This is a genomic window from Streptomyces sp. NPDC107538, assembly GCF_055657445.1.
In genome coordinates this window covers 25,878-40,386 of record NZ_JBVKAY010000002.1, presented here as the reverse complement: position 1 = coordinate 40,386, position 14,509 = coordinate 25,878, and the positions used below count along the sequence as shown (strand labels likewise).

The 14,509-nt window shown below is 69.5% G+C and carries 11 protein-coding genes; 6 read left to right on the top strand and 5 right to left on the bottom strand.

Annotation, left to right across the window (positions count from 1 at the left end; genetic code table 11):
- Positions 1 to 54 precede the first annotated feature (54 nt).
- Positions 55 to 1,755, top strand: coding sequence for an acyl-CoA mutase large subunit family protein (locus ACZ7MG_RS06015; RefSeq protein ID WP_471395305.1), 1,701 nt, complete (start codon positions 55 to 57; stop codon positions 1,753 to 1,755).
- A 176-nt stretch (positions 1,756 to 1,931) separates the two neighbouring features.
- Here ACZ7MG_RS06015 and ACZ7MG_RS06010 read toward each other — a convergent pair whose 3' ends face one another.
- Positions 1,932 to 2,549, bottom strand: a complete 618-nt coding sequence (locus ACZ7MG_RS06010; RefSeq protein WP_471395306.1) for a TetR/AcrR family transcriptional regulator — start codon at positions 2,547 to 2,549, stop codon at positions 1,932 to 1,934.
- Positions 2,550 to 2,755: 206 nt separating this feature from the next.
- Here ACZ7MG_RS06010 and ACZ7MG_RS06005 point away from each other — a divergent pair, with 206 nt between their 5' ends.
- From ACZ7MG_RS06005 to ACZ7MG_RS05990, 4 genes are all read left to right on the top strand, one after another.
- Positions 2,756 to 3,733 carry a tetratricopeptide repeat protein gene (locus ACZ7MG_RS06005; protein WP_471395307.1) on the top strand — a complete coding sequence of 326 codons (978 nt, stop codon included), beginning with the start codon at positions 2,756 to 2,758 and terminating at the stop codon, positions 3,731 to 3,733.
- Between the two features lie 668 nt (positions 3,734 to 4,401).
- Positions 4,402 to 5,037 carry a DUF6230 family protein gene (locus tag ACZ7MG_RS06000; protein WP_471395308.1) on the top strand — a complete coding sequence of 212 codons (636 nt, stop codon included), beginning with the start codon at positions 4,402 to 4,404 and terminating at the stop codon, positions 5,035 to 5,037.
- A 192-nt stretch (positions 5,038 to 5,229) separates the two neighbouring features.
- Positions 5,230 to 5,886: a DUF6114 domain-containing protein gene (locus tag ACZ7MG_RS05995; protein WP_471395309.1), complete on the top strand. Its 657-nt coding sequence runs from the start codon at positions 5,230 to 5,232 to the stop codon at positions 5,884 to 5,886.
- Positions 5,876 to 7,303, top strand: a complete 1,428-nt coding sequence (locus ACZ7MG_RS05990; protein ID WP_471395310.1) for a hypothetical protein — start codon at positions 5,876 to 5,878, stop codon at positions 7,301 to 7,303. Before ACZ7MG_RS05995 ends, ACZ7MG_RS05990 begins: the two co-directional genes overlap by 11 nt.
- 103 nt (positions 7,304 to 7,406) lie before the next feature.
- Here ACZ7MG_RS05990 and pyk read toward each other — a convergent pair whose 3' ends face one another.
- The 3 genes from pyk to pta form a co-directional block, all read right to left on the bottom strand.
- On the bottom strand, positions 7,407 to 8,837 hold the full coding sequence (pyk, locus tag ACZ7MG_RS05985; RefSeq protein WP_471395311.1) for a pyruvate kinase: 1,431 nt from the start codon (positions 8,835 to 8,837) through the stop codon (positions 7,407 to 7,409).
- Positions 8,838 to 8,965: 128 nt separating this feature from the next.
- Positions 8,966 to 10,171, bottom strand: a complete 1,206-nt coding sequence (locus ACZ7MG_RS05980; protein WP_471395312.1) for an acetate kinase — start codon at positions 10,169 to 10,171, stop codon at positions 8,966 to 8,968.
- Positions 10,172 to 10,200: 29 nt separating this feature from the next.
- A complete protein-coding gene (gene pta, locus ACZ7MG_RS05975; RefSeq protein WP_471395313.1) occupies positions 10,201 to 12,333 on the bottom strand; it encodes a phosphate acetyltransferase in 2,133 nt (710 codons plus the stop codon).
- 296 nt (positions 12,334 to 12,629) lie between these two features.
- Here pta and ACZ7MG_RS05970 point away from each other — a divergent pair, with 296 nt between their 5' ends.
- Complete coding sequence (locus tag ACZ7MG_RS05970) at positions 12,630 to 13,655, top strand: ATP-dependent 6-phosphofructokinase (RefSeq protein WP_471395314.1); 1,026 nt, start codon at positions 12,630 to 12,632, stop codon at positions 13,653 to 13,655.
- A 36-nt stretch (positions 13,656 to 13,691) separates the two neighbouring features.
- On the opposite strand, the gene ACZ7MG_RS05965 is transcribed toward ACZ7MG_RS05970, so the two are convergent.
- Positions 13,692 to 14,504, bottom strand: coding sequence for a helix-turn-helix domain-containing protein (locus ACZ7MG_RS05965; protein WP_471395315.1), 813 nt, complete (start codon positions 14,502 to 14,504; stop codon positions 13,692 to 13,694).
- Positions 14,505 to 14,509: the final 5 nt, after the last annotated feature.

Here is a 14,509-nt window from a genome sequence, read left to right as displayed (position 1 = left end):
GCGTACGGCGGTTTGCCTTCGCCGTTTACTAGGACGTCCTAGTAAATTGGGGTCATGGACGCTGACGCGGTCGAAGACGGACGCCGACGCTGGCAGGCGCGGTTCGATGCTGCTGGGAAGCGGGAGGGGGACTTCTCGACGCTGTCCGGGGACCGGGTGGAGGCTGTGTACGGGCCCCGGGCCGGGGACGTGTATGAGGGGTTCGAGCGGATCGGGTGGCCGGGGGAGTATCCGTTCACGCGGGGGCTGTACTCCACGGGGTACCGGGGGCGGACGTGGACCATTCGGCAGTTCGCGGGGTTCGGGAACGCGCGGCAGACGAACGAGCGGTACAAGAAGATCCTCGCCGACGGGGGCGGCGGGCTGTCCGTGGCGTTCGACATGCCGACGCTCATGGGGCGGGACTCCGACGATCCGCGGTCGGTCGGTGAGGTCGGGCACTGCGGGGTGGCCGTCGACTCCGCCGCCGACATGGAGGCGTTGTTCCACGGGATTCCGCTGGGCGATGTCACCACGTCGATGACGATCAGTGGGCCGGCCGTGCCCGTGTTCTGTATGTATCTCGTCGCCGCCGAGCGGCAGGGGGTCGATCCGGGGGTGCTCAACGGCACGCTCCAGACCGACATCTTCAAGGAGTACATCGCGCAGAAGGAGTGGCTCTTCCCGCCCGAACCGCATCTCCGGCTCATCGGGGATCTCATGGAGTACTGCGCGGCCCGGATTCCCGCCTACAAGCCGTTGTCCGTCTCCGGGTACCACATCCGTGAAGCCGGGGCCACGGCCGCGCAGGAGCTGGCGTACACGCTCGCGGACGGGTTCGGGTATGTGGAGCTGGGGCTCAGCCGTGGGCTGGACGTCGATGTGTTCGCGCCGGGGCTGTCCTTCTTCTTCGACGCGCACCTGGACTTCTTCGAGGAGATCGCCAAGTTCCGCGCGGCCAGGCGGATCTGGGCCCGGTGGATGCGGGACGTGTACGGGGCCCGGACCGACAAAGCGCAGTGGCTGCGCTTCCACACCCAGACCGCCGGGGTCTCGCTGACCGCGCAGCAGCCGTACAACAACGTGGTGCGTACGGCGGTGGAGGCGCTGTCGGCCGTGCTCGGCGGGACCAACTCCCTGCACACCAACGCCCTCGACGAGACCCTGGCGCTGCCGAGCGAGCGGGCGGCGGAGATCGCGCTCCGAACGCAGCAGGTGCTGATGGAGGAGACCGGGGTCGCCAACGTCGCCGATCCGCTGGGGGGTTCGTGGTACGTCGAGCAGCTGACGGACCGGATCGAGGCGGACGCGGAGCGGATCTTCGACCGGATCAAGGAGCGGGGGGTGCGGGCGCGGCCGGACGGGGTGCATCCGATCGGGCCGATGACGTCCGGGATTCTGCGGGGGATCGAGGACGGGTGGTTCACCGGGGAGATCGCGGAGTCGGCGTTTCGGTATCAGCAGGCGTTGGAGAAGGGGGAGAAGCGGGTGGTGGGGGTGAATGTCCACGAGGGGTCGGTGACCGGGGATCTGGAGATTCTGCGGGTGGGGCATGAGGTGGAGCGGGAGCAGGTTCGGGTGTTGGGGGAGCGGAGGGTGTTGCGGGACGAGGGTGGGGTGCGGGGGGCGCTCGGGGGGTTGGTGAGGGTCGCTCGGGGTGGGGGGAATGTGATCGAGGTGATGCTTGAGGCGGTGCGGGCCGAGGCTACGTTGGGGGAGATCTGTGGGGTGTTGCGGGAGGAGTGGGGGGTGTATACGGAGCCGGCCGGGTTCTGAGGGAGGTGGTTGTCTCGTTGATTCTTTCTCGCCCCCGCCGCCCCTACCCGTCCCATCCCCAGGGGCTGCGCGCCCCTTTCCACCCCCGTCAAAGATCGGGGCTCCGCCCCGGACCCCGTTCGCGCAGTTCCCCGCGCCCCTGACCCAGACGCCGTTCGCGCAGTTCCCCGCGCCCCTTAAGGGAGCAGGCCGTGCAGGAGGAGGGTGGTGAAGGCTCGGACCCAGTTTTCGTCTGCTTGTTCCGCGCTGACCAGGGTGCGGTGGACTACCGCGCCTGCGACCACGTCGAAGATGAGGTCGACGGTGTGGGTGGCGGTGGTGGGGTCGGGTTCCGGGGGGAGTTCGCCTCGGGTGAGGGCGCGGGCCCGGCCTTCCAGGACGAGGCGTTTCTGGCGGTCGACGATGGAGGCGCGGATGCGTTCGCGCAGGGCGTCGTCGCGGGTCGACTCGGCGATGACCGCCATGAGGCCGCTCTTGGCCTCCGGACGGGCCAGGATCGCCGCGAACTGGAGCACCACGCCCTCGATGTCGGCGGCCAGGCTGCCCCGGTCGGGCAGCCGGAGTTCGTCGAAGAGTTCCGCGACCGCGTCCACGACGAGTTCGTTCTTGCCCGCCCAGCGGCGGTAGAGGGTCGTTTTCGCGACGCCGGCCCGGGTGGCCACGTCGCCCAGGGTCAGCTTCGACCAGCCGAGGTCGACCAGCGCCTCCCGGGTCGCCGCCAGGATCGCGGCGTCCGCGGCGGCGTTGCGCGGGCGTCCGCCCGTGGCGCGGGAGGCGGGGATGCGGCTCTGCATCCGCCGACCATATCCGGCCGTTCCCGAAGTCCCGGGGGACATCGTGAGGCAGATCACCGGGGAGTGGGTAAGGAGGGGTGCAGAGAGCCGCCTGGGGCCGTTACGCTACGAGTCGTAGCGAAAGTCGGGGGTCGGGTCGGTGCCGGCCGGGGTCTGGCTCTCGGGACGCTTTTCACGTGCGTGCTCGGAAGGGGGAGGATGTACTCATGCAGCCACGGAACATGTCCATGAGCGGAGTCGTCGACCTCGCCGCGGTGAAGGCGGCCCAGGAGGCCAAGGCGAAGGCGGAGCAGGCGCGCGCCGAATCGGCCCGGCAGGGCGGCGGAGGGGCGGTCTCCCCGGCCGACCTGGTCATCGACGTCGATGAGGCCGGGTTCGAGAGCGAGGTTCTGCAGCGCTCCACCGAAGTGCCCGTCGTCATCGACTTCTGGGCCGAGTGGTGCCAGCCCTGCAAGCAGCTCAGCCCGGTGCTGGAGCGGCTCGCCGTCGAGTACAGCGGCAAGTTCGTCCTCGCCAAGATCGATGTCGACGCCAACCAGATGTTGATGCAGCAGTTCGGGATCCAGGGGATTCCGGCCGTCTTCGCCGTTGTCGCCGGGCAGGCGCTGCCCCTCTTCCAGGGGGCCGCCCCCGAGCAGCAGATCCGCGCGACCCTCGACCAGCTCGTGCAGGTCGCCGAGGAGCGCTTCGGGCTCACCGGCCTCGTCGTGGACCCGGACGCCGAGTCCGCCGCCCCCGTCGAGGCGGCCCCGCAGATCCCGGCCGGCCCCTACGACCACCTGCTCGAAGCAGCCGTACACGCCTTGGACGCGGGCGACTTCGGCGGCGCGGTGCAGGCGTACAAGAACGTGCTGAGCGACGACCCGGGCAACAGCGAGGCCAAACTCGGGCTCGCGCAGGCCGAGTTGCTGCAGCGGGTGCAGGGCGCCGACCCGCAGGACGTGCGCAAGGCGGCGGCCGAGAACCCCGGGGACGCGGGGGCGCAGATCGCGGCGGCCGACCTCGACCTCGTCGGCGGGCATGTGGAGGACGCGTTCGGCCGGCTCATCGACACGGTGCGGCGCACCGCGGGCGACGACCGGGACGCCGTACGGCTGCGGCTGCTGGAGCTGTTCGACGTGGTCGGCGGTGACGATCCGCGGGTGGCCGCGGCTCGCCGCCAGTTGGCGCGGGCGTTGTTCTGACGTTGTTCTGACGCCGTTCTGACGTCGTTCTGAGCGCCTGCGCCGGGTGCTGGGGCGTGTGGTGCGCGAGTGAGAGATTTGGCGACACAGCGACACCGCGGCCGCGTTTTACCAAATCTTGGTAAACGCGGCCGCTGTTACTGGAAGTTACTCGCAGTAAGAGAAACCCGTCGATCTGTCGGACTCTGTCCGGCTGTCGTCCGTTGTGTCGCCTCACTCGAAAACACCCAGGGTCGCTGGCCGATGCCGATGGGTCGTTGTTCGGTTATCCGTCCGTTACTAGCCAGTAACGACCCCCCTTGCGGGGGCGGCGAGAATGCACCACGATCGGCGACGCTCGGTCCTGTCCCGTACCCCGCCAACCAGTCGGGTCAACGGGTTTTCTGGGTCCCCACCGAGTAGAGCGGGCGACAGTGGCGCCCGCTCTTGGGCAGGGGGGTCTCCGCTCGACGGCGGAGCCTGTCCAGCAGGTTGTGCGTGATGCGTGTCAGGCGCGACCAGTGGTTGTCGCTCGGGGGTGATCGCCGGTGAATCGGGCGCTGTTCGCGCCCGAAGGGTACGGGCGCTCTCCTTCCCGAGGACGTAGCACTTCTCCCATCCCTGCCCGGCCGAGCCGCCGTTGAGGGGCGAGCCGGTGACAGGAGATGTACGTCCGAGAAGGAGGAAATATGGAGTCCCAGGTGCGTGGCGGGACCAGATGGAAGCGGTTCGCTGTGGTCATGGTGCCCAGCGTCGCCGCCACGGCAGCGATAGGTGTCGCCCTCGCGCAGGGTGCTCTCGCAGCGTCGTTCAGTGTGTCGGGCCAGTCGTTCAAGGTGACGGCTGACCAGCTCGACGGCACGGGCTTCTCGCAGTACGGCGCGCTCGACGAGGGGTACACCCTCAAGGGCGAGAAGACGGTTCACCCCGTCGCCGTCTCGGCGTTCAAGTCCGCGTCGATCACCAACATGTGCCAGTCGGTCGTCACCCCGGGCGTCCCGTTCCTCGGTAGCGTCAGCCTCAAGCTGACCGCCGGTACCGGTGGCAAGAAGGTTGAGGCCGAGAACCTCTACATCGACGTCGAGGACCTCTCGGCGGATGCCGTCTTCCGCGGCATCGACATCGGTGTGGCGGCCAAGGACGCCACCAAGGGTCCGGGCATGAAGGGCGGCTCGGAGCAGGCCAACCCCTACGGGTTCGCCCAGCAGGCCGATTCGGCCACGCTGACCAACGTGAAGCAGACGGCGTGGGCCACCACTGCCGGAACCTTCAAGCTGAGCAATCTGAAGATGTCGCTCCACAAGGGCACCGTGGAGTGCTACTAGGCACTCCCTGGGCGGGTGAGGGGGCCTGCCTCCTCACCCGCCCGTCCCCACCGCCGTGCGCCTGACCGCGCAACGGCACTCCGTACGTGAATTCCGTACACGCGCCCCGTACGTGTTCGTCAGCGAAGACGGGTCGTGGACGTGGTGTACGTGAACTTGTCACAGCAACACCGTTCCAGGGAGCTGTTGTCCATGAGCGCCGAGTCAACGGGGCAGAACGAAGACTATCTCCGCGTCCTCCGGCGGCGCTTCCGCGACTGGAGGGGCAGCCGCCCCTTCTGGGCGGGCCTGTTGGTACTGCTCAGCGGCTTCCCGATCATGTACTTCCCGTACGCGAACCTGCAGATCGGCCACCTCACCCTCGCCATGGCGACGACGGGCGGCTCGGGCTCCCTCATCATCGGCGTGCTGCTGGTGGTGCTCGGTGTGAGCCTGTGGTTCCAGCGGCATGTACGGACCTTCGCCGGTACGGCGGCGATCCTCCTGGCGCTCGTGTCCATCCCCGTCTCCAACCTCGGCGGCTTCGGCTTCGGTTTCCTGCTCGCGCTGATCGGCGGTGCGCTGGCCATCGCCTGGGCGCCCGCTCACGACGAGGCGGCGGTGCCGTCCACCTACCGGACCCCTTCGCAGGCGCAGCAGACGCAGCAGGCGCAGGCGACGCAGGACACGGCCCCCCAGGCCACGACTTCTGAGAACACGGCACAGCAAGGCACGGTCCTCCTGCACAAGGGCGACGCCCCGGAGCCCGCGACAGCGGGTTCGGTCAACGGGGCGGCGCACGGCGAGGTCGACGACCTGACAGGTACCACCCCCACGAACGGGACGAACGGGAGGCACAGTGCCGGCTGACGAGGTGACCCACGGGACTTCGGTGGGAGAGTCCCGTGCGAGATCCGGACCGCGGCACGCGGCGCCCAAGAAGCCCCTTCTCACCCGGCTGAACATGCCGGCGGGCAAGGCGATAGCCCTGGCGGCGATGCCGACGGCGGTCCTCATGGGCATGGGCTTCACGCCCACGGTGACGCTCGCCCGCGCCGAGGACCCGGCGAAGCTGAGCCTGACGGCCGACGAGTACAAGGACTGCGTGGAGGCCCTGGAGGCCGCCGAGGAGGGCACGGACAGCTCCGCCTCGCCGACCCCGACGCCGTCCGCCACCGCCTCCGAGAGCGCCGACTCCACGGACGACGGCGCCAAGGACGAGGACACGTCCACCGGGGACGACTCCACGGGCGACTCGAACGACTCCGGCGACTCGGGCAACTCCTCGGGTGACTCCGCCTCCGACGGCACGTCCTCGGGCTCGGACTCGGATTCGAGCGGCTCCTCCTCGTCGGATTCAGGTTCCGACGACAAGGAGGCGACGGACGAGGCGGACGACTCCACGTCCACCGACACCGCCGACAAGACGGCCACGGACACCGCCACGGAGGAGTCGAGCGGCAACGTCCTGGAGGACATCGGCAGCGCGCTGGAGGACATCTTCACGCCGGACGACGAGGAGACGGAGAGCACCACGCCGTCCGAGTCGACCACCAGCCCGTCCCCGTCGCCCTCGGACTCGGCCACGGAGGACACCTCCGGCTCGGACGAGGGCACCGACTCGGGCACGGACTCCGGCAAGGACACGCCGGACACCACCGACAAGGTCGAGGACGCCGCCAAGGACGTCACCGGCACCGCCGACGACGCCAAGGACACCGAGGAAGCCGCCGAGGACGCCGCCGACGACACCGCGGACGACGCGACCGCGACGCCCAGCCCGTCGCCGAGCGAGAGCGCGGACACCGAGGGCTGCCCGGTCGCCACGGACGACGAGAGCGGCGTCGAGAAGGGCATCCCCGCGCTGCCCGACGACCCCTGGTACCTGAACGCCAGTTCGCTGCTGCTGAAGGGCGCCGACTACAAGGGCGTCGTCAAGGTGAAGACCGCCGACGGCACGGTCAAGGAGGTGCTGAAGTACGTCATCTCCGACGGCACCGACATCGGCGACCTCCACCAGACGGTCGACGACAAGCAGGCCGGCGTCACCTACCACGTGCAGGCCGGCGCGGGCACGACGTCCACCATCCGTGACGGTCAGACGGTCATGTACACCGAGAGCATCTCCGGCAACCTGCTCGGTCTGATCCCGGTGACCTTCGACCCGAAGCACCCGCCGCCGCTGAACATCCCGCTGATCTACTTCACCAAGGTGAAGGTCGTCCAGGCGGGCCAGTTCGGCGGGACGCTCACCGTGCCCGGGCTGCACCAGTACACGACCGACTGATCGGCCGGTCACCCCAGAACCCGTCCGGGAGCCGCACCACACAGTGAGGGCACCCCCTGTCCACAGGGGGTGCCCTCACTGTCGTAGGGACGAACTCCGGGCGTCAGTCGCGGGCGCCGCCGCCCAGGTGGTGCACCCGGACCATGTTGGTGGTGCCCGGGACACCGGGGGGCGAGCCGGCGGTGATGACCGCGATGTCGCCCTCCTGGAAGCGCTTGAGCTTGACCATCTCCTGGTCCACCAGGTCGACCATCTCGTCGGTGCTGTTCACGAACGGGACGACATGCGACTCGACACCCCAGCTGAGCGCCAGCTGGTTGCGGGTGGACTCGTCCGTGGTGAACGCGACGATCGGCTGCGAGGCGCGGTAGCGGGACAGCCGGCGGGCGGTGTCACCGGACTGCGTGAAGGCCACCAGGGCCCGGCCGCCGAGGAAGTCGGCGATCTCGCAGGCGGCACGGGCGATCGAACCGCCCTGCGTGCGCGGCTTCTTGCCCGGCACCAGCGGCTGCAGACCCTTGGAGAGCAGCTCCTGCTCGGCCGCAGAGACGATCTTCGACATCGTCTTCACGGTCTCGATCGGGTACGCGCCCACGCTGGACTCCGCCGACAGCATGACCGCGTCCGCGCCGTCCAGGATCGCGTTGGCCACGTCGGAGGCCTCGGCGCGCGTGGGGCGGGAGTTGGTGATCATCGACTCCATCATCTGGGTCGCCACGATCACCGGCTTGGCGTTGCGGCGGCACAGCTCGATGAGCCGCTTCTGCACCATGGGGACCTTCTCGAGCGGGTACTCGACGGCCAGGTCGCCACGGGCGACCATCACACCGTCGAACGCCATCACGACGTCCTCCATGTTCTCCACGGCCTGCGGCTTCTCCACCTTGGCGATGACGGGGACCCGGCGGCCCACCTCGTCCATCACCTTGTGGACGTCCCGCACGTCCTCGGCGTCCCGCACGAAGGAGAGCGCCACCAGGTCGCAGCCCATCCGCAGGGCGAACCGCAGGTCCTCGACGTCCTTCTCGGACAGCGCGGGGACGTTGACGGCCGCGCCGGGCAGGTTGATGCCCTTGTGGTCGGAGATGACACCGCCCTCGATGACCTCGGTCCGCACCCGGGGACCGTCGACCTCGATGACCTTCAGCTCGACGTTGCCGTCGTTGATGAGGATCTGGTCACCGGCCGTGACGTCACCGGGCAGTCCCTTGTACGTCGTACCGCAGATCTGCTTGTCGCCCGGCACGTCCTCGGCGGTGATGGTGAACTCGTCACCGCGCACCAGCTCCACCGGACCCTCGGCGAAGGTCTCCAGACGGATCTTCGGGCCCTGCAGGTCGGCGAGGACACCGATGGCCACACCGGTCTCGGCGGAGGCGGCCCGGACCCGGTCGTAACGGCCCTGGTGCTCGGCGTGGCTGCCGTGGCTGAAATTGAAACGGGCCACATTCATGCCGGCCTCGATGAGGGCGACCAGTTGCTCGTGGGAGTCGACCGCGGGGCCGAGAGTACAGACGATTTTCGAACGGCGCATGGGACGATCCTATCGGTTTGTTTCGCTCCGGAATATTCCGTCTGGCGGAATGCTGCAATTCATATGGGCGGCTCTGCGCTCAGTCGTGTTACCGGCGTGTATTCCCGGCCGTGCTCTGCTCTGTCTGCTCATTTGTCGACCGAGGCGTACGTCTGTGCCGCGATCTCCAGTTCCTCGTCCGTCGGGACGACCGCGACGGCGACCCGCGCACCGGCCGGCGAGATCAGCCGCGGCGCGTCGCTCCGTACGGCGTTGAGGTCGCCGTCCACGGCCAGGCCCAGCGTCTCCAGGCCCGCGACGGCGGCCTGGCGCACCGGCGCCGCGTTCTCGCCGACACCCGCCGTGAACGCGATCGCGTCCACCCGGCCGAGCACCGCGTAGTAGGCGCCGATGTACTTCCTCAACCGGTGAATGTAGATGTCGAAGGCCAGCTTCGCCCGCTCGTCGCCCTCGTCGATACGCCGGCGTATTTCCCGCATGTCGTTGTCGCCGCACAGCCCGATCAGACCGCTCTTCTTGTTGAGGAGAGTGTCGATCTCGTCCGTGGACATTCCGCCAACGCGCATCAAATGAAAGATGACGGCCGGGTCCATGTCTCCGGACCGCGTACCCATCACGAGCCCCTCCAAAGGCGTCAGCCCCATGGAGGTGTCCACGCACCGGCCGCCCTCGACCGCCGAGGCCGACGCCCCGTTGCCGAGGTGCAGCACGATGACGTTCACCTCCGACGGGTCCCTGCCCAGCAGTTCGGCGGTCGCCCGGGAGACGTAGGCGTGCGAGGTGCCGTGGAAGCCGTAGCGCCGGATGCGGTGCGCGTCGGCGGTCTCCACGTCGATCGCGTAACGGGCGGCGGACTCCGGCATGGTGGTGTGGAACGCCGTGTCGAACACGGCGACCTGCGGGAGGTCCGGGCGCAGCGCCTGTGCCGTACGGATGCCCGTGAGGTTGGCCGGGTTGTGCAGCGGCGCCACCGGGATCAGCCGCTCGATCTCGGCGAGCACGGCGCCGTCGATCACGGTCGGCCGGGTGAAGCTCTGCCCGCCGTGCACCACGCGGTGCCCGATGGCGGCCAGTTCGGGGGAGTCGAGGCCGAGACCGTCCTGGGCCAGCTCCTCGGCGACGGCCTTCAGGGCGGCCTCGTGGTCGGCGATCGGCCCGGTGCGCTCGCGGGAGACACCCCCGGTGGCGAGCGGGGTGTGCTTCAGCCGGGAGGTCTCCTCACCGATGCGCTCCACCAGCCCCATGGCGAGGCGGCTGCTGTCGCGCATGTCGAGCAGCTGGTACTTCACCGAGGAGGAGCCGGAGTTGAGGACGAGGACACGGGTGGCGGTCACGGTGGGCTTCCTGACGGGGGTCGCGGGCTTCACGGGACGGGGGTCGGGGCCGGGGCCCGGTCGGCTGTGTCGGCCGGTGCCCGGTCGGGGCTCTGGGCCTGGATCGCCGTGATGGCGACCGTGGTGACGATGTCCTGGACGAGGGCGCCCCGGGACAGGTCGTTGACCGGCTTGCGCAGGCCCTGGAGCACCGGCCCGACCGCGAGGGCGCCGGCCGAACGCTGCACGGCCTTGTAGGTGTTGTTGCCGGTGTTGAGGTCCGGGAAGATCAGCACCGTGGCCTGGCCCGCGACGTCGGAGTCCGGCAGCTTGGTCGCCGCGACGCTCGGCTCCACGGCGGCGTCGTACTGGATCGGCCCCTCGATCAGCAGGTCGGGCCGCCGCGCGCGCACGATCTCCGTCGCCTCCCGCACCTTGTCGACGTCGGCGCCCGAGCCGGACGTCCCCGTCGAGTACGACAGCATCGCGATCCGCGGCTCGACCCCGAACCGCTGTGCCGTGGCGGCGGACTGGACGGCGATGTCGGCGAGCTGCTCGGCGTTCGGGTCCGGGTTGACCGCGCAGTCCCCGTACACCAGCACCTTGTCGGCGAGGCACATGAAGAAGACGGACGAGACGATGTCGGCGTCCGGCTTGGTCTTGATGATCTCGAAGGCGGGCCGGATGGTGGCGGCGGTGGAGTGCACGGACCCCGAGACCATGCCGTCCGCGAGTCCCTCCTGCACCATCATCGTGCCGAAGTAGTTCACATCGGAGACGACGTCGTACGCCAGCTCGACACTGATGTTCTTGTGGGCGCGGAACTCGGCGTACTTCTCCGCGAAGGAGTCCCGCCACTCGGAGGTCGCCGGGTCCACCAGCAGGGTGTCGCCGAGGTCGATGCCCAGGTCGGCGGCCTTCTTGCGGATCTGCTCGACGGGCCCGAGGAGGGTGAGGTCGCAGACGTTCCGGCGCAGGATCACCTCGGCCGCGTGCAGCACCCGCTCCTCCGTGCCCTCGGGGAGCACCACGCGGCGCCGCTCGGCGCGGGCCTGTTCGAGGAGGGTGTGCTCGAACATCATCGGCGTGATCCGGTCGCTGCTCGGCGCCGAGACCCGGCTCCGCAACTCGGCGGTGTCGACGTGCCGCTCGAAGAGGCCGAGCGCGGTCTCCGCCTTGCGGGGCGTCACCGCGCTCAACTTCCCCTCCATGGAGAAGAGTTCGGAGGCGGTGAGGAACGAGCCGGACTCGACGGTGACGACGGGCGTACCGGGCGCGAGCCGGGCGGCGAGGGTGAGGATCTCCTCGCTGGGCCGCTCGTTGAGGGTCAGCAGCAGCCCTGCGATCGGTGGGGTGCCCGCGCTGTGGGCGGCGAGGGAACCGATGACGAGGTCCGCGCGGTCGCCGGGGGTGACCACCAGACAGCCCGGGGTCAGCGCGTTGAGGAAGGTGGGCAGCATGGCCCCGCCGAAGACGAAGTTCAGCGCGTCGCGGGCGAGGCCCGAGTCGTCGCCGAGGAGGACCTTGCCGCCGAGCGCGTGGGTGATCTGGGCGACGGTGGGCGCGGAGAGCGCGGGCTCGTCGGGGACGACGTAGCAGGGCACGGGCAGCGGCAGCCGGGAGTCCCCGAGCCGCTCGGCTATCTCGGCGCGGTCGGCGGGCGCGACCCGGTTGACGACCATGGCGAGCACATCGCAGCCGAGGCCCTCGTACGCGCGGAACGCGTTGTGCGTCTCGGCGGCGACCGACTCGGCGGTCTGCTTGCGCCCGCCGACGACGGAGATGACGGACGCCCCGAACTCGTTGGCGAGCCGGGCGTTGAGGGACAGCTCGTCCGGGAACTGGGTGTCCGCGAAGTCGGTCCCCAGGACGAGGACGACGTCGTAGTCGCGGGCGACGGCGTGGAACCGGTCCACGAGCGTGGACACCAGTTCGTCCGTGCCGTGCTCGGCCTGGAGGGTGGACGCCTCGTGGTAGTCCATGCCGTACACGGTCGCCGGGTCCTGGGTGAGGCGATAGCGGGCGCGCAGCAGATCGAAGAGCCGGTCCGGTCCGTGGTGCAGCAGGGGCCGGAACACCCCCACCCGGTCGACCTGGCGGGTCAGGAGCTCCATCACCCCCAGCTCGACGACCTGGCGGCCGTCGCCGCGGTCGATCCCGGTCACGTACACGCTGCGCGTCACGTGTGCTCTCCGTTTCGTGTGGGACGTGTAGGACGTGTGATTCGGTTGGGTGATTCGGTTGGTGGGGGACCGGTCAGCCGGGGTGAAAATCACTGCCGCGGCGGACGGAAACCCTCTTGACAATACCCCTGACCATGGATAAGGCGCCCATCAGCTCGGTGTGGTGCCGGGCGGTGTGGACGGGCGCGGCGCCCCCCAGTCGGCCGTGAAACAATCGGACTGACGCATAAGTACCGGCAATCACCAATAATCACCGCACGAGCAGGACGATCAGGACGAGCAGGAGACACAGCACGATGCGTATCGGAGTTCTCACCGCAGGCGGCGACTGTCCGGGCCTGAACGCAGTGATCCGGTCGGTCGTGCACCGAGCGGTCGCCCAGTACGGCGACGAGGTCATCGGCTTCGAGGACGGCTACGCGGGCCTCCTCGACGGCCGCTACCGCACCCTCGACCTGGAGTCCGTCAGCGGCATCCTGGCCCGCGGCGGCACCATCCTCGGCTCCTCCCGCCTCCAGCGCGACCGCCTCCGCGAGGCCTGCGAGAACGCGCAGGACATGGCGCACCAGTTCGGTATCGACGTACTGATCCCGATCGGCGGCGAGGGTACGCTGACGGCGGCGCGGATGCTCAGCGACGCGGGCCTGCCGGTGGTCGGCGTCCCCAAGACCATCGACAACGACATCTCGTCGACCGACCGCACCTTCGGCTTCGACACGGCCGTCGGGGTCGCCACGGAGGCGATGGACCGCCTCAAGACGACCGCCGAGTCCCATCAGCGGGTGATGGTCGTCGAGGTCATGGGCCGGCACGCGGGCTGGATCGCGCTGGAGTCGGGCATGGCGGCGGGCGCGCACGGCATCTGTCTGCCGGAGCGGGCCTTCGACCCCGCCCACCTGGTGAAGATGGTCGAGGAGCGCTTCTCGCGCGGCAAGAAGTTCGCGGTCATCTGTGTCGCCGAGGGCGCGCACCCGGCCGAGGGCTCCATGGACTACGGCCACGGCGAGATCGACCAGTTCGGCCACGAGCGCTTCCAGGGCATCGGCACGGCACTGGCGTACGAGCTGGAGCGCCGCCTCGGCAAGGAGGCCAAGCCGGTCATTCTCGGTCACGTCCAGCGCGGCGGCACCCCGACCGCGTACGACCGGGTGCTCGCCACGCGCTTCGGCTGGCACGCGGTCGAGGCCGCGCACCGCGCCGACTACGGCCGGATGACCGCGCTCCGCGGGACGGACGTGGTGATGGTGCCGCTGGCGGAGGCGGTCACCGAGCTGAAGACGGTGCCGAAGGATCGGATGGACGAGGCGGAGTCCGTGTTCTAGGCCGTCTCTGTCTGTCTGGGGTGTGGTGGGCCGGGGTCAGTAGGTGGCCGTGCGCTGGACCAGTGACCAGAAGTGGTCGGTGATCCGGTTCAGGTAGTCGCGGCCGGCGTCGCCCGAGTCGGTGGCGGCGGTGCCGTTGGCCCAGGTGAGGGTGGCGGCCATCAGGCCCTGGTAGTCGGTGTGCATCTCGCGGAGGACGTCCTCCAGGAGACGGCGGTCGAGGGACAGTAACTTGGCGGCAGGGCGCACATGGGCCTGCCAGCGGGTGGTCACCGCGCCGTGGAGGAGTTCCCTGAGCTTCGGTTCGCGTCCGGTGACGGTGATCAGGTCGGGCAGGGAGAGGCCGAGCGTGGTGGCGAGGGCGGCGCACTGCCGGTCGGTGCCGCGCCACTCCCCGCTCTCCTCCGTCCGGAGATACGCGGAGAGTTCCAGCCCGACCGCGCGGGCGACGTCCTCGGCGGCGATCCCCTGCGCCATGCGGTGCTCGCGCAACGTCCTGGGGGAACTGATCAGTTCACCCACCGAGCACCACAACACGCCCGCGAGTGCGGTGAGTTCGGGGCCGGTGGGTGAGACGGTGCCGCGTTCCCAGGCGGCGACCAGGTCCGGGGTGACGTACGGGAGCCCGTACGAGGATCGCATCCCGTAGGCGACGTGTTCCGGTCCCATCCCGAGGGCGGTACGGAGTTTCCGGGCGGCGGGGGCGTTGAAGGGCGGGGTCGGGGTGTCGGTTGTCCGAGCGTCCAAGTACGGCCGCGGGAGCTGCCGTTCGGGTTCGTGGGCTGAGCTTCGGTGCACGCGCACAACGTAGGGCTGCGGGGCGGTGGTGACTACGAGCTGTTCAGCCACAATCA

Coding starts and splice junctions, on each gene's coding strand:
- ACZ7MG_RS06015 (WP_471395305.1), top strand. CDS start 55: ATGGACGCTGACGCGGTCGAAGACGGACGCCGACGCTGGCAGGCGCGG.
- ACZ7MG_RS06010 (WP_471395306.1), bottom strand. CDS start 2,549: ATGCAGAGCCGCATCCCCGCCTCCCGCGCCACGGGCGGACGCCCGCGC.
- ACZ7MG_RS06005 (WP_471395307.1), top strand. CDS start 2,756: ATGCAGCCACGGAACATGTCCATGAGCGGAGTCGTCGACCTCGCCGCG.
- ACZ7MG_RS06000 (WP_471395308.1), top strand. CDS start 4,402: ATGGAGTCCCAGGTGCGTGGCGGGACCAGATGGAAGCGGTTCGCTGTG.
- ACZ7MG_RS05995 (WP_471395309.1), top strand. CDS start 5,230: ATGAGCGCCGAGTCAACGGGGCAGAACGAAGACTATCTCCGCGTCCTC.
- pyk (WP_471395311.1), bottom strand. CDS start 8,837: ATGCGCCGTTCGAAAATCGTCTGTACTCTCGGCCCCGCGGTCGACTCC.
- ACZ7MG_RS05970 (WP_471395314.1), top strand. CDS start 12,630: ATGCGTATCGGAGTTCTCACCGCAGGCGGCGACTGTCCGGGCCTGAAC.